Origin of the sequence: Rhodococcus sp. IEGM 1318, assembly GCF_033142465.1 — a bacterium.
GTDB classification, from domain to species: Bacteria; Actinomycetota; Actinomycetes; order Mycobacteriales; family Mycobacteriaceae; genus Rhodococcus_F; species Rhodococcus_F qingshengii_B.
On the sequence record NZ_JAWLSC010000004.1, the window covers coordinates 460,736 to 482,541 of the forward strand.

At 60.5% G+C, this 21,806-nt stretch carries 17 protein-coding genes; 12 read left to right on the forward strand and 5 right to left on the reverse strand.

Annotated features, from left to right (window positions below):
- Positions 1-2,052 carry a hydantoinase/oxoprolinase family protein gene (locus tag R4P65_RS13060; protein WP_317826785.1) on the reverse strand — a complete coding sequence of 684 codons (2,052 nt, stop codon included), beginning with the start codon at positions 2,050-2,052 and terminating at the stop codon, positions 1-3.
- A 269-nt stretch (positions 2,053-2,321) separates the two neighbouring features.
- Here R4P65_RS13060 and R4P65_RS13065 point away from each other — a divergent pair, with 269 nt between their 5' ends.
- The 9 genes from R4P65_RS13065 to R4P65_RS13105 all read left to right on the forward strand — a co-directional run bounded on the left by R4P65_RS13065 (position 2,322) and on the right by R4P65_RS13105 (position 14,695).
- On the forward strand, positions 2,322-4,325 hold the full coding sequence (locus R4P65_RS13065; RefSeq protein ID WP_317826786.1) for a helix-turn-helix domain-containing protein: 2,004 nt from the start codon (positions 2,322-2,324) through the stop codon (positions 4,323-4,325).
- 148 nt (positions 4,326-4,473) lie between these two features.
- Positions 4,474-5,748, forward strand: coding sequence for a hydroxymethylglutaryl-CoA reductase, degradative (locus R4P65_RS13070; protein ID WP_317826787.1), 1,275 nt, complete (start codon positions 4,474-4,476; stop codon positions 5,746-5,748).
- Between the two features lies 1 nt (position 5,749).
- Complete coding sequence (locus R4P65_RS13075) at positions 5,750-6,721, forward strand: hydroxymethylglutaryl-CoA lyase (RefSeq protein ID WP_317826788.1); 972 nt, start codon at positions 5,750-5,752, stop codon at positions 6,719-6,721.
- 216 nt (positions 6,722-6,937) lie between these two features.
- Complete coding sequence (locus R4P65_RS13080) at positions 6,938-8,098, forward strand: site-specific integrase (RefSeq protein WP_411742540.1); 1,161 nt, start codon at positions 6,938-6,940, stop codon at positions 8,096-8,098.
- 6 nt (positions 8,099-8,104) lie between these two features.
- Positions 8,105-9,142 (forward strand): recombinase, encoded by a 1,038-nt coding sequence (locus R4P65_RS13085; RefSeq protein WP_317826789.1) that lies wholly within the window; start codon positions 8,105-8,107, stop codon positions 9,140-9,142.
- Between the two features lie 96 nt (positions 9,143-9,238).
- Positions 9,239-10,663, forward strand: a complete 1,425-nt coding sequence (locus R4P65_RS13090; protein ID WP_317826790.1) for a Mu transposase C-terminal domain-containing protein — start codon at positions 9,239-9,241, stop codon at positions 10,661-10,663.
- A gap of 3 nt (positions 10,664-10,666) precedes the next feature.
- Positions 10,667-11,479, forward strand: coding sequence for an ATP-binding protein (locus tag R4P65_RS13095; protein ID WP_317826791.1), 813 nt, complete (start codon positions 10,667-10,669; stop codon positions 11,477-11,479).
- A 175-nt stretch (positions 11,480-11,654) separates the two neighbouring features.
- Positions 11,655-13,529, forward strand: a complete 1,875-nt coding sequence (locus tag R4P65_RS13100; RefSeq protein WP_317826792.1) for a serine/threonine-protein kinase — start codon at positions 11,655-11,657, stop codon at positions 13,527-13,529.
- Between the two features lie 209 nt (positions 13,530-13,738).
- Positions 13,739-14,695 (forward strand): NaeI family type II restriction endonuclease, encoded by a 957-nt coding sequence (locus R4P65_RS13105; RefSeq protein WP_317826793.1) that lies wholly within the window; start codon positions 13,739-13,741, stop codon positions 14,693-14,695.
- On the opposite strand, the gene R4P65_RS13110 is transcribed toward R4P65_RS13105, so the two are convergent.
- A complete protein-coding gene (locus R4P65_RS13110) occupies positions 14,683-15,936 on the reverse strand; it encodes a DNA cytosine methyltransferase (protein WP_317826794.1) in 1,254 nt (417 codons plus the stop codon). The genes R4P65_RS13105 and R4P65_RS13110 overlap by 13 nt on opposite strands.
- Positions 15,937-16,022: 86 nt before the next feature.
- Between R4P65_RS13110 and R4P65_RS13115 the strand changes: the two genes are divergently transcribed.
- On the forward strand, positions 16,023-16,244 hold the full coding sequence (locus tag R4P65_RS13115; protein WP_317826795.1) for a hypothetical protein: 222 nt from the start codon (positions 16,023-16,025) through the stop codon (positions 16,242-16,244).
- Here the strand turns inward: R4P65_RS13115 and R4P65_RS13120 are convergent.
- Positions 16,241-17,293 carry a DNA cytosine methyltransferase gene (locus tag R4P65_RS13120; protein WP_317826796.1) on the reverse strand — a complete coding sequence of 351 codons (1,053 nt, stop codon included), beginning with the start codon at positions 17,291-17,293 and terminating at the stop codon, positions 16,241-16,243. The genes R4P65_RS13115 and R4P65_RS13120 overlap by 4 nt on opposite strands.
- A gap of 110 nt (positions 17,294-17,403) precedes the next feature.
- Between R4P65_RS13120 and R4P65_RS13125 the strand changes: the two genes are divergently transcribed.
- Together R4P65_RS13125 and R4P65_RS13130 are read left to right on the forward strand one after the other, a co-directional pair.
- Positions 17,404-18,267: an NgoMIV family type II restriction endonuclease gene (locus R4P65_RS13125; protein ID WP_317826797.1), complete on the forward strand. Its 864-nt coding sequence runs from the start codon at positions 17,404-17,406 to the stop codon at positions 18,265-18,267.
- Between the two features lie 216 nt (positions 18,268-18,483).
- Positions 18,484-19,404 carry a hypothetical protein gene (locus R4P65_RS13130; RefSeq protein ID WP_317826798.1) on the forward strand — a complete coding sequence of 307 codons (921 nt, stop codon included), beginning with the start codon at positions 18,484-18,486 and terminating at the stop codon, positions 19,402-19,404.
- 346 nt (positions 19,405-19,750) lie between these two features.
- Here the strand turns inward: R4P65_RS13130 and R4P65_RS13135 are convergent, their stop codons facing one another.
- A complete protein-coding gene (locus R4P65_RS13135) occupies positions 19,751-21,229 on the reverse strand; it encodes a hypothetical protein (protein WP_317826799.1) in 1,479 nt (492 codons plus the stop codon).
- 25 nt (positions 21,230-21,254) lie between these two features.
- Positions 21,255-21,806 (reverse strand): IS630 family transposase (locus R4P65_RS13140; protein WP_317826800.1); only part of this gene is annotated, 552 nt, incomplete at its 5' end.

Here is a 21,806-nt window from a genome sequence, read left to right on the forward strand (position 1 = left end):
TCAGTTCGAAGCCAGGCGGATCAACAGGTGGTCGGCGCCGTTTTCCACGACTGCGCCTTGCGGGATGAAGATGGTGGTGTCGGGTTCCTCGAGAATGCAGGGACCGTGGAATGGTTCGGTCAGTGCCGTGGCGTTGCGGTGCACGTCGACGGTGATCCGTTCACCGGTCATGGGGTCGACGATCTCGCGCGAATACGTGCTGTGCACGCCTTCGTTCTTGCTCGCCTGTACGTCGAGGACTTCGCTGACGCCAACTGCTCGGACGCGAGCATTCATCAGGACGACTTCTGCTTCCGCCCACGCGGTGCCCAGCCCGAATTCGGCTTCGTAGTCCTCGATGAACCGCTGGCGCAGGACGTCTTTGTCGCTCTCGGTGAAGGCTTCGGCGGGCAGTTTGGTGGTGACCTCGAAGATCTGGCCCGCGAACTTCATGTCGGCTTCGCGGTACAGCTCGCGACGATCCGCGGCGATACCTTCGGTTTCGAACCAGGCCTGTGCGCGTTCTTCGAGAGCTGCAAATGCGCCTTCGAGTTGGGTGGCGGGCATACCGAAGTCCCACGGTGTGGTTTGCACGATCGAGTAGACGCTGTCGGCGTGCATGAGTCCGTACGCGGAGAAGACCGCAGCATTGCGCGGAACGATGACCTCGTGAACGCCCGCTTCGGCCGCGATGGCCGCTGCGAAGAGACCGCAGGCACCGCCGAACGCCACCAGGGAGAAATCTCGAGGATCGTGGCCGCGGTTGACTGTGATCTTGCGCAACGCGTTCGCCATCTGCGAGACGGTCAGGCGGTAGATGCCGTGGGCCGCTTGATCGGTGGTCAGGTGCAGCGCTGCGCCGACCTCCGCATCGATCGCGGCGCTCGCCTTTGCGGTGTCGAGTTCGACAGTGCCGCCCAGGTAATAGTCCGGGTTGATCAGCCCCATCGTCAGCGTCGCGTCGGTGACGGTGGGTTTGAGGCCGCCGAGTCCGTAGCACGCGGGCCCGGGAGTCGATCCTGCGCTGTGCGGACCCACTCGTAGCAGCGCTCGTTCGTCGACCCAGGCAATAGAGCCGCCACCTGCGCCGATCGATTCGATATCGACAGCTGTCAGGCTGGTGGGCCACTCGCCGACCTGCGCGCGAGGTGAGACCCGAAACTTGCCGTCGACGATGGCTGCCGCGTCGAGGCTGGTGCCGCCCATGTCGGCTGTGAGGATCTTGTCGCGGCCCAGTTGTGAGCCGAGCAACCGCGCCCCGGTCACACCGCCGACGGGACCACTGTTGAACATGGCGATGGGAGCTTTGTTGGTTTCTTCAACAGAGAGGAAACCGCCGTGGACCTGCATGATCTGCACTCGGCACTGAAGTCCTCGCGCCTTGAGATCCGCTGCAAGATGCCCGAAGTGCGAACTGACAATGGGTTTGACTGCGGCGTCGAGCGTGGTGGTGATCATGCGCTCGTACTCGCGGTACACAGGGGTCAGATCACTCGATGTCGAGTACGGAAGATCTGGATGGTGCTTGTCCAGGTAGTTTCCGACGGCCTGCTCGTGAAGGGGGTTGCGGAATGACCACAGGAAACACACCGCGATCGCTTCGACGCCGGAGGCCAACAGTTCCTCGACTGCTGCTGCGATGTCATCTTCCTTGATCGGTGCAACGACGACGCCTCGAGAGTCCACTCTCTCATCGATCTCGTAGATGTTCGATCGCGGGAGGATATCGGCGCGCGGGTGCAGTTCGTGGGGATCGCGTTCACTGCCACGAGCTGAGCGGCTGATCCGGAGAGTGTCACGAAACCCGGCTGTGGTCAGCAAACCGACCGGGGCGAATTTGTACTCGTCGACCGCGTTGGTGACGATGGTGTTGCCCAGCGCGAACCGGGTGATCTGCGCGAAGAAGTTCGGTTCGGAAAGACCCAGACGCTCGCGTAGGACGGCGAGCGCGTTCAAAATTCCGGTGGTGACATCGCGGGTAGAAAAGGCCTTACCCCGAACCGTCCGACCGTCGGCGATGGCAACCGCATCGGTGAATGTTCCACCGACGTCGATACCGACATGTATCTGCATTGCTACTCCTCGTGCATTGGAAAAGATGAGGTGTGGATATGGATGGGCCCGGGTCGCTTTCACCTCGACAGAAGAGGGCCGATAGCTGTGTGTTACCCATCACAGTAGGATCAAGTCGGCAGCTAGTCGATGGGGGTTCAACCTACAAACTGATGCAATAAGTGTGGCAATGACACAGTGGATGAATATTTGCAGTATCCGCTATCTTCAGGAAACCGTGGCTACGTCACGTGTTGGACGCAGCATCGGCCTCCGGGGAATCTGGACGGATGTCGCTGCATTACCGGCGGGACCTCGATTGCATCGCGGTTCTGTGTCGATTGGGAGAAACACTGGTGATGGATTCTCGGACCAAGCCCCCTGCACTGGGGATCCTGATCGATGTCGTAGTCGGCAACCTCGCCATCGATTCGCCCGAGGTCGGTGCGTTGTTCGAGCGGTTCCGCGTTCACGCGCCGGAGCGGGCAGCATTCGCCGAGAAAGCACGCCACCATCAAGGGGAGCTCACTCGCCTACAACGGCGAGAACGTGAACTCGGAGTGTTGTTCTCGAGCGCGCGTGAACTCGCCGAACTCCGTGATATCGACGCGCTCCTCGAGCGGTTGGTGAGCCGCGCCCACGAGATGATGGGCACCGATGTCACCTACCTGTCGGAATTCGATCCGGCGACCCGAGAGCTGAACGTACGTAAGACAGTCGGCTCGGTGACGGCGCAGTTTCAACATCTGCGCGTTCCGCCCGGTATGGGATTGGCCAGCCAGGTCGCGAATTCCCGTTCAGCGCAATGGGTTCACAACTACCAGGAGTGGGTCGAGGGGGAACACGAAACACGGATCGACGACGCGGTCTCGGCCGAGGGAATCGTGTCCATCCTCGGGGTGCCCATGCTGACCGAAGGGCGGGTTCTGGGAGTGCTGTTCGCCGCCACCAGAACTGAGCACACCTTCACGCCGGAGGAGATAGCCGTGTTGTCCGCACTCGCAGATCATGCGTCGGTGATACTGCAGACCGCGAACACGCTCGAACGGATCCGCCGTTCCGAAGACGAGGCCCGCACGGCATTGGACCGGCTTACCGAGTACCTGGAAGTGCGGGATCGGTCCAATGTCGTGCACCAGGAACTCATCGACGTACTTCTGGTGGGCGGCGGGTTCGAGCAGGTTTCGGGCACTCTGTCCACTGCGCTCGGTCGCACGGTCACGATCGTCGATCGAGATCTGCACCCGGTCGCGGCCTCGACCTCGACCTCGACCTCGACCTCGACCCAGGATTCACTGTCCTTGCCGTCGAGACATTCTTTGCCGTCGAAGGTTCTCGACGCTGTCATGACCAGTCGTACAACCGGGCATTGCGTTCGCGTCGACGACACCAGCACACCGATCGTCGCTGCTATCACCGCAGGCAAACTGTATTTCGGCGCGGTACTGATCAGCGGCGGTGAATCCGATCTCGGGCCGGTCGACGAACGAACTATCGAACGTGCCGCCCAAGTGGGAGCACTGTTGGTGCTGCAGCAGAATGCCGTTGCCGACGCAGATCTGCGTGCCCGCGTGGAGTTGGTCGCCGACCTTCTCGACCCCACACCGGAGCGGCGCCGCGACCTGGATCGGCGTGTGCGTGCACAGAACGTCACTCTCGGCGCGCTCGACTCGGTCGTACTTCTCTCCGTCCCCGCCGACGACCGCGGCGCCGCCGCCCGTGCCGCAACAGGGTTCGTCGGCGATCACGGTCTGGTCGGTGAACATGCCGGGATGGTCGTGGTCATCCTTACCGCCACCTCTCCGTCCGGGATCGCCGCGGACCTGCGTAATTACCTACGAGATACGCTGCACAGTCCGGTGCTGGCGATCACGACACCGACCGCGTCAACCCCGGAGTCCCTTCCTGCCCGCTTCGAATCCGGGCTTCGCACCGCACGTCTGCTTGCGGCACTCGGGACAACGGACGCTGCGGTCAGTAGCAATGCGTATCTGCCGTACGCGCTGTTATTCGACACAGATGCACGGACCTTGAATGCGTTCATCGACGAGACGATCGGCCCTGTCCGTGACTACGATTCGCGCAAGGGCTCCGACCTGCTCTCGACCCTGCGGGCATTCGTGCGCAACGAAGCTAGCCCCACCAAGACCGCGAGGGCGCTCAACTACCACACCAACACAATTCTGCAGCGTCTTGATCGATTGAAGTCGCTCCTCGGCGACGACTGGCGAAGCGACGAGCACCTGTTTCGGATTTCTGCGGCGGTCCGTCTCGACGAGCTACGTAGGCAGTGATGATCACCCACCAAGTCAGTGAATCTATGGGTTTTCGATACATACCTGCACGCCGAGAACCGTCCTACTGTGTGAAGCGAAGCACATAACAGGGTTGACTTCGGAACAGACTACGTCCGAGCGCCCGCGAGTACGTGGAGGAACGCCAGTGCCCGTCAACAGCCGCATCCCCGGCCTGAAGGACTCCAGCGCGCAGGAGCGCCGCAAGGTTGTCGCCGAGCGGACAGGTCTGTCCGACCTCGACGTCGCCGTCTTCGATCCCGAACAGGGGCTCGGTGTCGAGCAGGCCGATCACATGATCGAGAACGTCGTCGGTGTCATGGGGATCCCGGTGGGTATTGCCACGAACTTCACCGTCAACGGACGTGACTACCTCGTGCCGATGGCTACCGAGGAGCCGTCGGTGGTTGCCGCCGCCAGCAACGCCGCCCGAATGGCGCGAGTACACGGTGGATTTCACACGTCGAGCACTGATCCGGTCATGCAGGCTCAGATCCAAATCCTGAACTGCCCCGACCCTGAAGCCTCCCGCCTTCGGGTGCTCGAAGCCCGCGCCGAGATTATCGAACTGGCCAATGCCCAAGACCCGATGCTGGTGCGGTTCGGTGGCGCCGCCCGTGAACTCACCGTGCGACTGGTGCGGACCCGCACCGGAGTGCACGTCGTGGTGCACATCCATGTCGATGTGCGAGATGCCATGGGCGCCAACGCCGTCAACACCATGGCCGAGGCAATCGCTCCGCGGCTGGCCGATATTTCCGGAGGTCGCACGTTGTTGCGGATCCTGACTAACAAGGCGGATCTCCGCATCACCCGGGTACGAGCAATCTTCGACAAGGAATTGCTCGGCGGCGACGAAGTAGTCGATGATATCGTGCACGCCTCTGCCTTCGCCGAGGCTGACTCCTACCGGGCCGCGACCCACAACAAAGGGATCATGAACGGCATCACCGCGGCAGTGTTGGCCACCGGTAACGACACCCGAGCCGTCGAGGCAGGGTGCCACTCGCATGCCATCTCCGCCGACGGCCGCTACACGGCACTCTCGCACTTCGAGAAGACCGCGGACGGCCATCTCGCGGGCACTCTCGAAGTGCCGATGGCCGTCGGGTTGGTCGGAGGCGCCACCAAGGTCCATCCCGTCGCGCAAGCCGCGGTGAAGATGCTCGGCGTCTCCACCGCCTCGGAGCTGGCAGACGTGATCGTCGCCGTCGGACTCGCACAGAACCTCGGTGCCTGCCGTGCATTGGCGGCGGAGGGAATCCAACGCGGTCACATGAGCCTGCACGCTCGCACCATCGCCGCGTCCGCCGGCGCCACCAGCGACGAAATCGATCTCGTGGTCAAGAGGCTCATCAACGACAAGAGCATTCGCGTCGAACACGCCGAAAAAGTCCTCGCCGATCTCCGATCCGGGCACTGACATGACTACCTCGTCAGCCGACGGCGATACGGTGTGGCGGCCGGCGCCCCACGAATTCACCGACCCCACACTGCCCAGCGCCGTCCGAGTGTATGAAGTCGGACCCCGCGACGGACTACAAGCCGAATCGGCCACCGTCCCTACCGAGGTCAAGGCCGAGTTCTGCCGTCGCCTGGTCGTTGCCGGTGTCCGATCGCTCGAGGTGACGAGTTTCGTTTCCCCGAAATGGATCCCACAACTCGCCGATGCGGAAGAACTCATGGCGGAACTCGACTTACCGGACACTGTCCGTCAGGTCGTACTGACCCCGAATGTGCGCGGGCTCGAACGTGCGCTCGCCTCAGGTGCTAAAGAGGTCGCCGTATTCGTCAGCGCCACCGAGACTTTCGCCCGTAAGAACCTGAACACCACTATCCTCGGCACGCTCGACAATGCGCACCGGGTAATCGCAGGTGCGCAGTGTGCCGGCGTCGGCACCCGCGGATACATCTCGATGTGCTTCGGGGACCCATGGGAGGGGAAGGTCGATCCGCGCCGCGTCGCCGATATCGCCGCGGAACTGATGGCCATGGGATGCTCGTCGATCTCGCTCGGCGACACGATCGGTGTCGCCACCCCAGGGCATGTCCGTGCGGTGCTCGACGCAGTCTTGGAGAAGGGAGTTCCAGTCGACTCGATTGCGGGGCATTTCCACGACACCTACGGCCAAGCGCTCACCAATGTCTATGCGGCATTGAGGTTGGGGGTCACTGAATTCGACACTGCAGCAGGGGGTTTAGGTAGGTGCCCGTACGCTCGAGGTGCGACGGGCAACCTCGCCACCGAAGAGTTGGTGTGGATGCTCCACGGTCTCGGCATCCGTACAGGTATCGACCTCGACGTACTCACTGGAACCTCGCAATGGATGGCACAGCATATCGGGCATCCCAGCCCATCTCGCGTAGCGACTGCACTGACTGCTGCCGGCTCGTAAAGCACTGCACCACAAACATTGAACCTGTTGGGACCCACTGTGGCTTCACTCGCGGGGCGTTCCCACCCCTGGATCTAGAGACAGCAGCCTTCGAGATGACAGCCCAGATCAAGCTAGCGGATTCCTCTCAGGTCAACGCGGCGGAGAAACATCAGATTCAATGAGTTTTGAACACCGCCCGAAAACCCTGTCGGTAGTCGTAGGTATCGTGCGGCGATGACCGATTTCGCGGAGAACATGCTGGTCGAGGCTCCGACTGTCGGGAATTCCCGACAGCCGGAGCCTGTGGTGTCGGCGGATGTTCGAGCCCGGATCGCGCGTTCGGTGGCGGAATCGAAGTCCCCGAGCACTGTGCGGGCGTACGCGTCGGATTGGCGACGATTCGACACGTGGTGCGCGCTTCACGACCACCAAGAGTTGCCGGCGGATCCGCTGGTCGTCGCGGCGTACCTGACCGACGCCGCCGACACACTCACCGGCACAGGGCAGCGTGCGTATGCGCCGGCAACGCTCTCACGGTGGGTCACCGCGATCGGCCACCGGCATCAAGTAGCCGGATACCCGCCACCGACAGCGGATCCGATCGTCACCGCGACCTTGTCAGGGATCCGCCGAAGCTATGCCGCGGCCGGTGATCGGCCGCGGCGACAGATGGCTCCGCTGTTGACCTCCGACATCGTCACCATCGTGACGAAAGCCCGAGACGCTGTTACCGGCTGGGCCGGCGAAGTCCTCGAACGCCGCGACACCGCCTTGTTGTTGATGGGGTTCGCGGGCGCGTTCCGGCGCAGCGAACTCGTCGGCCTCGACTGCGGCGACATCACTGTGCACCGCCTCGACGGGCTACACGTTCGGCTGCGGCGGTCGAAGACCGACCAGGACGGTACCGGCGCGGTCAAAGCACTGCCCTTCATCACGTCGCACGTCAGTTGCCCGCCATGCGCTGCATTGCGATGGTTGCAGGTCGTCGCCGCATACGAACGCGGCGAGAGAGCCGGAGTGATCCGGTTGCTGCGCACATCGCCGGTCTTCGACGGTCACCTGTGCCGCGGCGCAGTACCCACAGCCTCGCCCCACACGCCGCTGTTCCGGTCGATCGCCAAGAACGGAAACCTCTCCACCACAGCGTTGTCCGGGGCTGCAGTCCACGCAGCGGTCCGGCGCCGCACTACCGCCGCCGACTACGACGAAACTCTCGTCGCGCGGCTCGGTGGGCATTCCTTGCGAGCCGGATTCGTCACCCAGGCCTTCCGCAACGGCGCTGATGCGCACGCGATCATGCGCCAGACCGGACACAAGACGCCGGGCATGCTCGAGGTGTACGCCCGCGAACACGCACCCTTGATCGGGAACGCCGTCACCGACATCGGGCTCTGACACCCCATGACCACACTGAACACGGAACCTACCTCCACCAGTACAGACTTCGAACACGCACTCGGCGTGAAGGACCGATCCGGGTGGGCACTGTTCACCGACTGGTGCGCCGCCGCCGACCACATCGCACTACCCGCCGCCCCGGCGACGTTGGCACAGTTCATCGCGGAAAACCCCGCCGCACTCTCCACACAACGGCGCCGAATCACCACCGTCAACACGGTGCACCGCGCCGCCGGACACCCTGCACCCGGCGATGCGGACACAATCCGACGAATAGTGAACCAGAGACGAACAGACCGGCTCTCGAGTCTGGAAGTAGTTGCCTCGGAGATCATCCCGCGACTTCCGACCTTCGGATGGCCGAGCGGGTTGTTCGGGCGCCGCGACGCCTTACTGCTCCTCCTCGCCTCGGCAGGGCTCAGTATCGAGCAGATCAGCGCCTTGCACCGCAACAACATTCACATCGAGGGACAGACGCTGATCGTCGGCGGCGTTCACCCGTTCCGGCTCGCCCCGTCCACGTACCAGCAGTCGCTGAACCCGGTCGCGGTGTACGAGAGGTGGGCGCAGATCCTCGAATTCTTGGATCGCACACCGTCGACACGGCTTCTCGCCGAGAACCTCGACGCCCACACACTCCCCACCCGCGAACTATCGAGCGGAGCGGCCGGAGCTGTTGTCGGCGGGAAACAGTCGGGTCCGTTGTTCACCCCGATCGACCGCTGGGGACACACCCCGATCGCCGGACCTGCGTTGACTGCGCAATCGATAGCCTCCATCATCACTGCCCACCTCGAAAATCAGGCACCCCCGCACCGTCCGTACAGTCGGCGCCCCCGACAGCGCGATACGTCCGATGTCTACGAGCCGGAGGTCTTCCCCGAGATCGTCCTCGACGACAGCTACTACGAGAGCGGCCTCGAAGCCCGCCGCGCCGCGCACACCGCCCTCACCGATGTCACCGCAGAATTGGACGACGTCGAGGCACGGGCTGACGAGATCCTCCGAAAGCTCCTCGCCGTCCTCGACACCGAACCCTGATCAGCCCTTACCGGACTGGGCAGCTCGGCGTAACGTCAGCGATGTCCTCCGGACTTCCGCAAGGACACAGCACACAATGATCCGTCACCACTGGTCATGACCGAACTGGGCGAACTCACCGCCGCGCAACGCGAGGAAGCGATGCGCCGGTACGCGGTGCTTGAGCCGCACTTGACCGGCGGCGTTCCACTCGCCCGCGCCGCCCGCACCGCGCAGATTTCCGAACGTACCGCCCGGCGCTGGCTCACCCGCTACCGCGCCGGCGGTCTCACCGGTCTGGCCCGCACCACCCGAACCCCGACTGGACATCACCTCGATCCCGACCTGATCCTGCTGATCGAAGGACTCGCACTGCGGAAGAATCCGCTGTCCATCGTCTCCATCACCCGGACTGTCAACACAGCCGCAGCGGCGCGGAACCTGCCGCCCGTCTCGTACGGCGTGGTCCGCGCCATCATCACCGCGATGGATCCCGCGGCCGTGACCCTCGCACGAGAAGGCGCGAGCGCACTACGAGACAAGTACGAGCTGGTCTACCGCAGACAAAGCGAAACCCCGAACCAGATCTGGCAGGTCGATCACACCGAACTCGACATCGAAATTCTCGACCCCGGCGGTGCCGGTGTGCGGCCATGGCTGACCGTAATCCTCGACGACTGCTCCCGCGCGATCCCCGGCTACACCGTCGGACTCGGCGCACCCTCCGCATTGTTGACGTCCCTCGCACTACGACAAGCGATCTGGACAAAAGCAGACCCCACATGGCCGATGTGCGGCATCCCCGACATCCTCTACGTCGACCACGGCAGCGACTTCACCAGCGAACACCTCACCCAGGTCGCCGCCGACCTGAAATTTCAGGTCGTCTACTCGGCCGTCGCCCGCCCGCAAGGGCGCGGCAAGATCGAACGCTTCTTCGGCACCGTCACCACCGAATTACTCCCCGAACTCCCCGGCCGCCTCCACCGCGGGCGCTGCGTCACCGCACCAACATTGACGCTGACCGACCTCGACCACGCCCTAAGACACTTCATCGTCGACACCTACCACCGCCGCCGGCACCCCGAAATCGGTACTAGCCCCCACGATCGTTGGCTCGCCGACGGCTGGCTCCCACGTATGCCCACCGACCTCACCGAACTCGACCTACTCCTCGTCGACGTCGCGAAACCACGCATCGTGCACCGCGACGGCATCCACTTCCAAGGACTGCGGTACCTCGACCCACTCCTGGCCGCGTACGTGCGAGAACCCGTCACCATCCGATACGACCCCCGCGACATCACCGAAATCAGGGTCTTCCACCACGGACGTTTCCTGTGTAAAGCAATCAACCCCGAACACATCGGCGACACCGTCACCCTCAAAGACATCGACGCCGCCCGCCGCGCCCACAGACGTTGGCTCCGAAGCCAGGTCAACGAACGTATCGCCGTCGCCGCCACCCAACAACCCGTCGCCACGGCGAAACCAGAACCGCGACCGCCACGCAGTCGTCTGCGCACCTACCGACAGGACTGACCGATGACCACCACCACGGCCGCGGGCCGGTTCATCGTCACCAAAGAGCACCGCCGATTCACCGAATTCGCCGACACCGTCAAACGCGAACACACCATCGGAATCTGCTACGGCCCAGCCGGAGTCGGAAAAACGCTCTCCGCCCGCCGCTACGCCCATTGGAACAAGATCGGCCCCTACCTCGACGCCTGGACCTCACGCGATGCCGTGATCCACGCCGACCTCAACCGGACCCGCACCCTCTACTACACCCCGTACTCAGGGACCACTCCACGTCGGATCCGTGACGACATCCACAAATCCAGCCGCCGCATCGACGCCTGCATCGACGAGCACCTCACCCCCGCGACGACAACGATCATCCACACCTCCGGTCACGACTACACCGAACTGCTCATCATCGACGAAGCCGAACGGCTGACCGCCAGCTCCCTGGAAATGCTGCGCGACGAATACGACCGCCACACCCACGGCCTGATCTTCATCGGCATGCCCGGCATCGAAAAACGCTTCTCCCGCTACCCCCAGCTCTACAGCCGCGTCGGATTCGCTCACCACTACAGGCCACTGACCAACACCGAACTCACCTTCGTCCTGACCAGGCATTGGCGCACCCTCGGGCTCGATCTCGATACCGACGACTTCACCGACACTCAAGCCATCGCCGCTGTCGCACGCCTGACAGCAGGAAACTTCCGCCTCATCGGCCGACTTTTCGCGCAAGTCAAACGCATCATGAAAATCAACGACCTCACCACCGTCACCGCCGACATTATCGACACCGCCGCAAGCACCCTCGTCATCGGCACCACATAGAACCAGGCAGACCAACATCCGCACCATGCCAATCACGGCATCAAAAACCACGCCATATTCAGTCGAAAGTCACAGATTCGCTGTAGTCGGGTATCGGTCGATTCGTCGACCGGATACGTTCGTTTACGGGCAGAAGCGAAGTCGAGGCAAGACCTGTCTGGCAAAGTGGCGCACTATGGCCAGCGACGACAAACTCCACAATCACAATCGCATCTGCCCCCGAGTGATCGGCGCTGTCGCAGGGATGTGGGGTGGTATGCGATCCAGCCCGAGCAACGCGACCATTGATCAGATCCTTCGCAAAAATGGTCTCGACCCTCGCAAATACCCTGGAAGTAAGCACGACAAGGTTCTTCGTTCACTCCAAGCTTCAGGCGCGGAGACCGCCGCTACACTGATACGGGATTTCATAAGTCGACTGAAGGCTGAAGGCTTCTTCCTTTCTGAAGATCCCGCGGCCATCGCCAACTTCGACGAGCTTCAAAATGCGTTTGCATACATAGATGCAGAACTGACGAACTCAGGAGATCTAATATGGGATTCCGAGAATTTACAACCAGACTCCTATATTGACATTGAAAGCGGTGATCAAATATGGACTTACGACGAAAACGGAAAAGAGATCGGAAAAGGTGGATACGGAATCGTCTATTACGGGTGGGATAAAGACGATAATGACGTTGCTATAAAGAAAGTTCCATTAACGCAAGGTGGCGACGTAAGGCAGCTCTATCGGGAGGTCAACAACACTCAGGGCCTCCGCAAGAAAGCGCCCGAATCTATTGAACACGTCCTGATACCGATCGCCGAGGTTCAAGACTCCGAGAGTTTGTATATAATCATGCCCTACGCGGAGGATGGGTCCCTTAAGGTAAAGTTAAGCAAAGAGGGAAAGCTTGATGTAGAGGAGACTCTAGATATCCTTGAGCAGATCACCAAGGGACTCAACGAGCTTTCTACAATCGGGGTGTTACATCGAGACATTAAAACCGATAACGTTCTATATCAAGACGGGAAATGGAAACTATCGGATTTTGGGCTTTCCCGGTTCATCGAGAACGACACCGCTTCGTACACAATGGCGTTCAAAGGCAGTAGCGGCTACACAGCTCCGGAGGTTATCAATCAGGAGCAAAAAACTGTTCCTAGCGATCTCTACTCGGTGGGAGTGATCGCCTACGAGATGTTGGCAGGCCAGAGACCGTTCACTGGCGACAAAGACCAGGTGCGGAAGGCAACATTGCAGCAGCAACCCCCGAGCCTTCCCGAGGAAATTCCCAGTCCTGTACGGAGGATAGTCAGCAAACTCCTAAAGAAGAATCCTAAGGAAAGATATGTAGACTCTCGGGAGTTACTAGAAGCGATTGATCACGCAAAAAGGAACAAAGACAAGTCACCCTCCCTGTTTGCACAAGCGTTGGCAGCGCGTGAGGAAAAGACCGAGGCGATCCGACTTAGTTATGAATTGGAACGACAACGAGACAAAGAATTAGGGGATCAAAAAGCGCTAGCACTTAGCGATCTAGACGAGAAAATGATCCAGGCTATTGAAGTTGCCCAGCGCGATGAACCTTCTTCCACTGTAAATTGCGATAAAAATCTAAACGTGTGGCGCCTTGACGTTAAAGGGTTCGGTTTAGAAATCAAAATTTGGGACGAGATCGTCGAAGATTCAGGGGAACACAGGGAGAAACTTCTGCATTCAGGAGAGATATACTTCCTCCCCGAACCACACCCACCAAACGCAGCGAATACATTGAATGAGCTAGTGCGCGAGGGTCGGATTCCAGACGGCAACGTGGTGTGCATAGTAAATCAAAATTCCGGCAACCCCGAATGGTTCTTATTTTCCGTCAACGACACTCCTTCCAACGCTCACGGTTTCAATCGGTCCGCATTCGAACAACACTGGCGGAGAGTAAATAATACCGGCCCCTCCCTATTGGATTATACAATCAATACTGACCCGTTAACTAAGGATGTCATCGTCGATCTGCTCGTACATGCCCTCGACGGGCGATACTTGGAGTATAGATTTAACGGTATCTAGTTGGAAGTTATCGACCGTTTATAGATTTAGCCGCTGCGGCTCGATATCCGACTGAGATTCTGGTGTTGTACGCTCGCGGTTGGGCGCCAGTTCGTGCTCGACCGAGGCTACAAATGGCGCTGGAGGCGAACCACCATCGAGAGGTAGAGCGAACGGTCAGGGATGGCTCCGCGATTCTGGTCAGTGAGCGCTCGCGCTAGTTTCTTCCAATGATCGATACTGGTGCATTGTTCGAAGTTTCTGGAACGTCGGAAGAAATCACGACTCAGGATGAAACAGTCGACGAGCCGTTACACACGGTTGTCGATTGGTTCCGCAACCAGAACAACGTTCAGGAAAGGTTCGGCAGGGGGCTCCGCCAGGCCCTTGACGAGGTATTGGACGGCGCGCGGACTGGCCGCTACGACGTCAAAAAGCTGGATAAGAACGAGAAGACGTACCTCGGGACGAAGGTGGAGATCGTTGTCCGAGCAGAGTTCGAGCTTCCACACGGTGAGCGGATGGACTACAAAATCGCCGGCCACGACGTCGATGCCAAGTGGTCGATTCACGGTACCTGGTCGATCCCCCGCGAAGCGATGGGCCACATTTGCCTTCTGATGTCGGCCGACGACAAAAAGGAAACCTTCGATGTCGGGTTGGTACGGATCCGGCCCGAGATCTTGAATAACGGCCAGAATCAAGACGGAAAGAAGACTCTAAACGCGTTGGGCCGATGCGAGGTGAAATGGCTGTTCAGAGGTGCACCTCTGCCCCGAAATCTCCTCTTGTCACTGGACCGCACAACGCTGGACAAAATCTTCACGCCGAAGTCGGGTCAAGAGCGAGCTCGCGAACTCATGCGGCAGGTGAGGGGAGTGCTGATCGACCGCAACACCGCTGTCACCGTCGCCACCCAGCTCGATGGAATGAGACGCTGCCGCGGTGCGCGCGAAAAGCTCAGTATGGAAGGTATCGCCATCCTGGGTCACCTCAAGGACGGACCCCGGATCGCCAGAGCGTTGGAGCTTCCGGTTCCTCCGAAGGGGATGCTGTTGTCCGTACGGCTGGTTCGTGTTCCCGACACCACGACCGATCGCCCAACTGTGGTGATCGACGACCGACGGTTTGCCATCTCGGACAGCGACAAGCCGACCGATCCCCTCCCGCCAATTCAGTACGTCTGAGACCCGTCGCACAAGCGGCATGGCTGGGACGGGGGTGCTGTCGTCGAGTCGGCGGTGCCCGCCAGATAGGGATCAAGGTGGCGTGCGAGTGCTTCAGCCAACATAGGCGGGACGGCGTTGCCGATCTGCCGGGCGATCTCGATCTTGCTGCCGCACCATCCGAACGAGTCGGGAAAGCTTTGCAGGCGAGCGGCTTCGAAGTGCGTGATCGGTCGATCCACGCTGCGACTGGGCTTGTCGCGGTCCCATTGAGGGTGGAGGTATTGGCCCTTCTCCGGCTTGTAGAACTCGGTGCGGATGGTCAACGACGGCATGTCCCAGCGCATGCGACCCATCACGTCAGTGGTACCGGTCTTCTTCTCGCGCCAGCAGCGTGAGAGGAGATGGTCCGGCAGATCGAATCGTCCGCCCCCAGGTGGAACATGCCGATATCGGTCCAAGGACAGCTGGGTCGGGTTGCGCCCGATGTGCAGATCCGGTGTCTTGAACACGCCCCGGACTCGTTCACCGAACACCAGTGTCGAGGAGTCCGGCAATTCCTTGGTGGGGGGAACCGCAGGTAGTCCAGTCAGCACGTCACGGGTGGTGTGCCAGCCTGTCAGGTCGTCTACACCCAATCGGCTGTGCGTGGGCGTAGGAAGTGGGATCTCACCGATGCGTGAGCCGATCACGATTGTCCGCTTGCGGCGCTGCGGGACCCCGAAATCCGCGGCCAGCAGAAATCCGGCTTCGAGGTGGTATTCCTCGAGTAGTCCCCCGGGACGTACTTCTTCTTGGAGCAGGGCAAACTCGCTCGAGGAGAAGAAGCGGTCGACGTTCTCGATGACGAAGACCTTCGGGTGGGCGTGACGGACGAAGCGGATGTATTCCTTCCACAGTTTATTACGTGGATCTTTCACGTCCCGGGATCCAAGATTCGAAAAGCCCTGGCAGGGCGGACCGCCGATGATTACGTCGGCCTCCGGAATGTCGCCGTCGGGGATGTCGGCGATGTCGGCGAAATGTGTGTGCGACTCTCCGAAATTCGCCGCGTAGGTGGCCGCTGCTTCGAAGTTGAATTCGACCGCCATCACCGGTTCGAAACTGTTCGTAGCCATAAATCCTGAGGTCATTCCACCGCAGCCCGCGAACAGGTCGATCATCGTCCACGGTCGCGATCCCGCGGCACCAGATGCCCGCCGCCGTCTCGTTGGCTTTTTCGGATCACCCGGCGTGATCTTTGCGCGACGCGCCGTACTCATCTCGTCTCCCCAGCTAGAAGGTGGCTATCCACCTAGTTACTGTAACGCATCTCGCCAGTGGATATCCACCTGTGGGAAAATAGGGCATGCCCAGCCAGCACCGCTACCCTGCAGCGGTTTATCGCACTGATCCCAGACTGCGGAAGCGGGCACAAATCGCGGTCCACGAGGTCGACTCCGACCTGAACAGTCACATCGTGGCGTTCCTCCGATGGCTGGTCCACGACACCGATGCACTCCCACCTCGCCCCAGCGAGCCGATCCCGCAGCCCGAGCCGGATATCGATTCACGGGCGAAGACGCCCTAAAGCAGCGCGTGCAGATGGCGCGCCAGGGCCTGCGCTAGTTCCGGCGGCACCGCGTTGCCGATCTGTCGTGCGATCGAGATCTTCGTACCCTCGAATTCGAAATCGTCCGGGAAGGACTGCAACCGAGCCGCCTCGCGATGAGTAATCGGCCGATCGGCAACCGGATGTAGGTACCGACCCTTCTCCGGCTTGTAGAACTCCGTGCGGATCGTCACTGACGGACGGTCCCACCACAGACGCCCCATCACATCAGTTGTGCCCGTAGGCTTGTTCGCCCAGCATTTGGGCAACAGGTCGGGCCGGTTTCTCGCCAAATCGAAGCGGTTCCCGCCCTCCGGGATGGCCCGGTACCGGGCAAGGCTCATGGGGCGGGCGTTCCGACCGACGTGAAGGTCCTGCTGACCGTCGATCACCTCGATCTCGGTCCGCGCCGTCGTCAGCGGAATGTTTTCGATCGCGTCGCGCACGGTTACGTACTCGGTCGCATTCGCCGATTCCGGACCGTGAGTCGGAGTAGGTGGCCAGGGAACCTTTTTCCTCCCCCTCACCGCCATAAAGATTCCCCGTCGACGACGCTGTGGAACCCCGTAATCGGCTGCGTTCAACACCCCGTACGCAAACCGATACTTGCTGAGCTCACGATCGGTTTCCATCAACTCGAGCAGCCGCGCGAACTGCGCGCTCCGTTGAAACTCGGGAACGTTCTCGATCACAAACGCCTTCGGCTTCACCTGCCGAACTGCACGTAGATACTGTTGCCACAGTTCGTTCATCTGGGCCCGAGAATCGTCGTCCCGATCCCGTCCCAATGGGGAAAATCCCTGGCATGGCGGGCCGCCGAGAATCACATCGGCATCCTCGAACCGTTCCAGGTCTTCGATCGGGCCGTCGTAAACCGGGCACCCGAAATGTCGCTTGAACGTCCGAGCAGCCGCCGCATCGATCTCAACGGCGTGAACAGGCTCGAAACCCAAATCTGCCTGCTCGAAACCGAGCGAGAGACCCCCCGCACCTGCGAAGAGGTCCAGCGTGCGTATCGCTGCCGACATCAGCCACCTTCCAAAGATCCATCTGATCGTACGTTGATACTGCACCGACCATCCGACAAGTCTGCGTGTCGCTGCCCGCAGTTCCGAGTACTCGCCGGCAAAGTCACATCGTGACCGCACCATTCGCCGCCGACCTGTGCGGATACCGACCGAACGGCAACCCCTCCACCTCCGACAGCCACGACCCCGGATCCATCGAATGGGGACATGCTCTCTTCGCGGCCCTCGGCGTCGTGCCCGGCACAACCGAGATACCACAGGTCGGCAGCGCAATGGAGAAGCGAGCGGCGGCACACCTGACCTCGCTGCGCCCCGACCTCATGCTTGCCCAGTCACGGCCAGCACTCGAGTTCGACCAGTACCGCCACCTCAATGTTTTTCGGCAGTTCGGAAAAACTTATCGAGGGCCTGCGGCGGAACTCGACGAGGCACTCGATGAACTCCCGTCGACGCCCGAATTCAGCTCGGTGCGCGACCATATCCATGCGGCGATCGCAGCTGCTCAGCAGGACCATCAACTGGTCGTTCAGCTTCAGGACACCATGCCCGAAGAATCGCTTCTCAAGATCGACATCACCGTCGCCGCACCGGAGCCGATCGATCGGCTCCTGATCGGGTTGTCGTCGAAGTGGACACTGCGTACCGACCGTGCACAAGACTGCGTGTCACAGGGCTCGAAGCTGGTGAACCATCGCCGCGGGCATATGCCTCATTACGCGGTCCTCACTATGGAACCGCGGCCTTCGATGTTGAAGCTCATCGCATACGGCTCGGGTGCCGTGGACTGCATCTACCACCTCGCCCTTCCTGAGCTGCAGCAAGCTGCAATGCAGATCGAATCCACCAAGAAAACAAGGGCCGGAGCGCCCGGCTGGCCCCCAAGGCTCATGCTCGAACGCATGATTGCGCAGGGTCGTATCCGCTCCTACCAGCAGCTTGTCGACGAGGTGCTGCGCCTTCCCCGCTGGTCATAGCCAGCCACGATAAGTGTGTCGACGCGGGGAGGGTGGGTCGAGGGTCTGGAAGGCGCTCTCAATGAGGAGTCGCCCTCCAATGGTTCGTGTAAGTCGGAAGCCGAGTTCCTACACAGATGTTTGGCCCGACCCGCAACAGCTACACAGTGGCCTGCTTGACTCATCGCTGTGATGGAAACGCAGGAGCCTGAGGATCCAACTGACCTTGAGGCTGCGATGAAGCTCGTCAGTCAGGCTGTACCCGAACCGATTCGAGAACACTGGGCCGACATCGGCGGCGTGCGTTATCCACCAAAGCAGGCATACCAGCTGATCAGCAGCCTCCCTCGGTCAAGCTTCACCTCTCATACCGCCTTAGCTCGTCTCCGCTGGATTGGCTTCACCACCAGCGTCTACCAGGCCAGGACCGGCGAACAGCAGACCGAAAAAGACACTGGCCTGACCGACCCGCCGGCGGACTACACCCATTTGTCGGCATCGTTCTCCACTCTGCTGGAGTTCCTCACCACGAATGAGCTCACAAAGCACCTATCCTCCGCTGAGTCGACCTTCGCCGGCTCGGACATGACCGGATGCGCTGACGCCGTCGAACATTTTCGTTTCAGCGAGGATCTTCTCGACGCAGCTCTGGCCGTCCGCCAGCACGTCGGACGGCTCAACGACGTCATTCACGCCACCGTAATTGCGCGTTGCCTGCCACTGATCCTCGAACCTGGCGAGACTGTCACGGTCAGGCCATCACTCGGCGCTGGCAACGACCCCAGCAGGCCGTTCGATGTCGAGACCGTTCGGCGCATCGCCGAGTTCAAGGTTTCGCAGTGGAAGGGTGCCGACACCATGCGCAAGCGAGGCGTGTTTGCTGATCTAGTTCACCTAGCGTTGGACCCTACGGAACGGCGTGCGCAGATGTTTGTCGTCGGGCCGCTTCCAAAGAAGTTCTTGGTGGCCTCACGATCAACCGCCGAGTGGGCCTTGGGCCGCTCCTCTCCCCATACTCGACACCGATTCGAAGAAAAGTTCGGACCCGCCGGACAGTTCACCGTCGCCGAGTTCACCGCCGGACCGGCGGCACATATCGAGATCATCGACATCGCGACCTTGGTGCCGTCTCTGGGCCTGGCCGACGAGCTGCTCTAGCCGGGGTCGGCCATACCTTCCCGGCCGCTTGCTGCCGGAACCATCGCATTCCGTTGCCACGATCGCCGAAGGGGTCTGCTCTTACGGTGCAGCAGGAGATTGATGCACCGGTCACGGCCTGGGTCGAAGAACAGATCAGGTCGCCACGTGTGACCGATCTGCAAGGGTTGTTGCAGGTCAGGACTTCGGCTTTCGCTTCGGCCTGGTCGGTGTGGCGACCTGGTGCTTGTCGCGGTGCTGATGGTGGGTCGGGGGTCTGACATTTTCGAGAATCGCGGTTCCGCACGGTTGTGGAGAAAATAGTCAGTCCACACCTGATTCGTTGCAGTCCCCAGAAGGGTTCGGCCTATCGAGCCTTGGTTTGTGCGCGCCAGAAGGCTGCGCCAGCCAGTGCTCTGATTCCCCACGCGGCGCGCGTAGGCGATAGGATGTTCGAGGCGCTGGATTGGGTTGTGAACTCCCCGATTTCGACTTCGCGGTGCGGCGGTTCTCCAGCGAGAGTATGGAAGGACAATATGCCCCCTGCGGTGGCACCGGACTTGGAAACGGCGTCAACCACCAGTACTTCAGTCTTCTCCGGATGCAGACTGGGCGGCACGTATGCCCCGTCCGGCGTCTGCTCCATTTTCGATGTCCAGGCTTCACCGATCATCAAGACAGTATCGGCGCCGAGTTCCAAAGCCTTCCTTGAGATCTCGGAAGCGATCGCATGCTTCCCCTGCTTGTCGATGGTTGCATGGACAAGTGCGCCAGCCATGCGCCCCTTGCGAAAAAAGTAACTGAACCACCCGTGGTCTTGACCGGAACGGAGTATCCCGCGCGCAATCTCAGCATAGGTCGCAACTAGGACTCCGAGCTGAGTGTCGGTCTGCATCTCCCCCACCGCATCGTGATCGAACTCGGGCTGAACGCCGTATATCCCGCTCTCTACCGCTTCTTTGGCAACGGCAGCATCGTATTCCACGTGCCAATTTTTGAATTCCTTCACTTCACTGCCGTCGGCAAGTCGAATTCGAGTGATTCGATACTGGCGGGTGGAGGACATGCATGGAAGGCGCTCGTTGATAGATAGCCCTTCAAGTTCTTCGAACGCTTCGACTCGGTTCTCCTTGTCCGATTCGGGAATCGGTATCCGGACCCGTCGCATATTTAGGAGTTCGTGACACCTCGTCAGGAGCGAATTGAGGTGGCCGTACGAATGGGCAAGAAGGGCGAGGAGTTCGTATGATGACATCTTTTCATCAACCCACCGGTGTTCGAAAAGTACCGTAGCCTCCTGACGGATGCTCATCGGTAGATCCACGTGGGTAAGTTCTGCCAGGACTTCTTCGATCGTCAACTCGACGGGCACATCCAGCGTGGTGTCGACGACTGCGCCGGGTTTAGCATGTGGAAGCTCTGACCAGGCCATTTGCTCGTCGGCTACGGAGGCTGCTTCCGCATCATAGCTTGGGACGACTGTGACTTTTAGTTGGGATAATGTTTTCAGATCGTCCTGTTTCACAATGGTGTTTCGCGAAGCAACGATCCAACGAAGGACTGGGTCAGCCTTCATGAGGTCCTGTTCTTCGGCATACCATGACTCGAAGCCATCTATCTCCGATTTTACGGACTGCAACGCAAAAGTAACATTCCGAAGAGCTTGAATGGCGGAATTTAAACCATCGCGGAAGTCTTCGGGTGAGTTATAGGAATCAGCGCAGTCATGCCATCGCCGGTGCGCCTCACGAAGCCGGTTCTCGGCCGTTTCGATGGGGCACCCGGACGGGCAATGTTTATACTCGTGTTCGCACCACGCCGCGCGCTTAATAGTATACTTGAACATTCCATGAATTTACTACGTGGGACACCTAGTGCCCCGAGTTTGAAGTTGTTTTACGGTCGGCTTTCGCCAGGATCTGCTCGGCAGTTTTCGTCCACACGAAAGGTTGCGCCCGCGGATTCCACCCGTTGATGAACTCCCGGATCTTGCTCGTCAGATCGCGAACACTGCGGAAAGTTCCGCGATGAATCGCTTGGCGTTCAATGATCCCGAACCATACCTCGACCAGGTTCATCCACGACGCCGATGTCGGGGTGAAATGGACATGGATCCGCGGGTTCGCAGCCAACCACTGACGGACCTCGACCTTCTTGTGGGTCGCGTAGTTGTCCATCACCAAATGCAATTCCTGCTTCGGATACGCCCGCGCAACGTGTTTGAGGAACACCAGAAACTCCTGGTGACGGTGCCGAGGCCGACAGATCCCGGTCACCTTCCCGGTCGCGATCTCCAACGCAGCGAACAAGGTGGTAGTGCCATTGCGGACGTAGTCATGGGTTTGTTTCTCCGGGATCCCGATCTGCATCGGCAACGTCGGAGCCGTCCGATCCAATGCCTGAATCTGCGATTTCTCGTCCAC

Coding starts and splice junctions, on each gene's coding strand:
- R4P65_RS13060 (WP_317826785.1), bottom strand. CDS start 2,052: ATGCAGATACATGTCGGTATCGACGTCGGTGGAACATTCACCGATGCG.
- R4P65_RS13065 (WP_317826786.1), top strand. CDS start 2,322: ATGTCGCTGCATTACCGGCGGGACCTCGATTGCATCGCGGTTCTGTGT.
- R4P65_RS13075 (WP_317826788.1), top strand. CDS start 5,750: ATGACTACCTCGTCAGCCGACGGCGATACGGTGTGGCGGCCGGCGCCC.
- R4P65_RS13080 (WP_411742540.1), top strand. CDS start 6,938: ATGACCGATTTCGCGGAGAACATGCTGGTCGAGGCTCCGACTGTCGGG.
- R4P65_RS13085 (WP_317826789.1), top strand. CDS start 8,105: ATGACCACACTGAACACGGAACCTACCTCCACCAGTACAGACTTCGAA.
- R4P65_RS13090 (WP_317826790.1), top strand. CDS start 9,239: ATGACCGAACTGGGCGAACTCACCGCCGCGCAACGCGAGGAAGCGATG.
- R4P65_RS13095 (WP_317826791.1), top strand. CDS start 10,667: ATGACCACCACCACGGCCGCGGGCCGGTTCATCGTCACCAAAGAGCAC.
- R4P65_RS13100 (WP_317826792.1), top strand. CDS start 11,655: ATGGCCAGCGACGACAAACTCCACAATCACAATCGCATCTGCCCCCGA.
- R4P65_RS13105 (WP_317826793.1), top strand. CDS start 13,739: ATGATCGATACTGGTGCATTGTTCGAAGTTTCTGGAACGTCGGAAGAA.
- R4P65_RS13110 (WP_317826794.1), bottom strand. CDS start 15,936: ATGAGTACGGCGCGTCGCGCAAAGATCACGCCGGGTGATCCGAAAAAG.
- R4P65_RS13115 (WP_317826795.1), top strand. CDS start 16,023: ATGCCCAGCCAGCACCGCTACCCTGCAGCGGTTTATCGCACTGATCCC.
- R4P65_RS13120 (WP_317826796.1), bottom strand. CDS start 17,293: ATGTCGGCAGCGATACGCACGCTGGACCTCTTCGCAGGTGCGGGGGGT.
- R4P65_RS13130 (WP_317826798.1), top strand. CDS start 18,484: ATGAAGCTCGTCAGTCAGGCTGTACCCGAACCGATTCGAGAACACTGG.
- R4P65_RS13135 (WP_317826799.1), bottom strand. CDS start 21,229: ATGTTCAAGTATACTATTAAGCGCGCGGCGTGGTGCGAACACGAGTAT.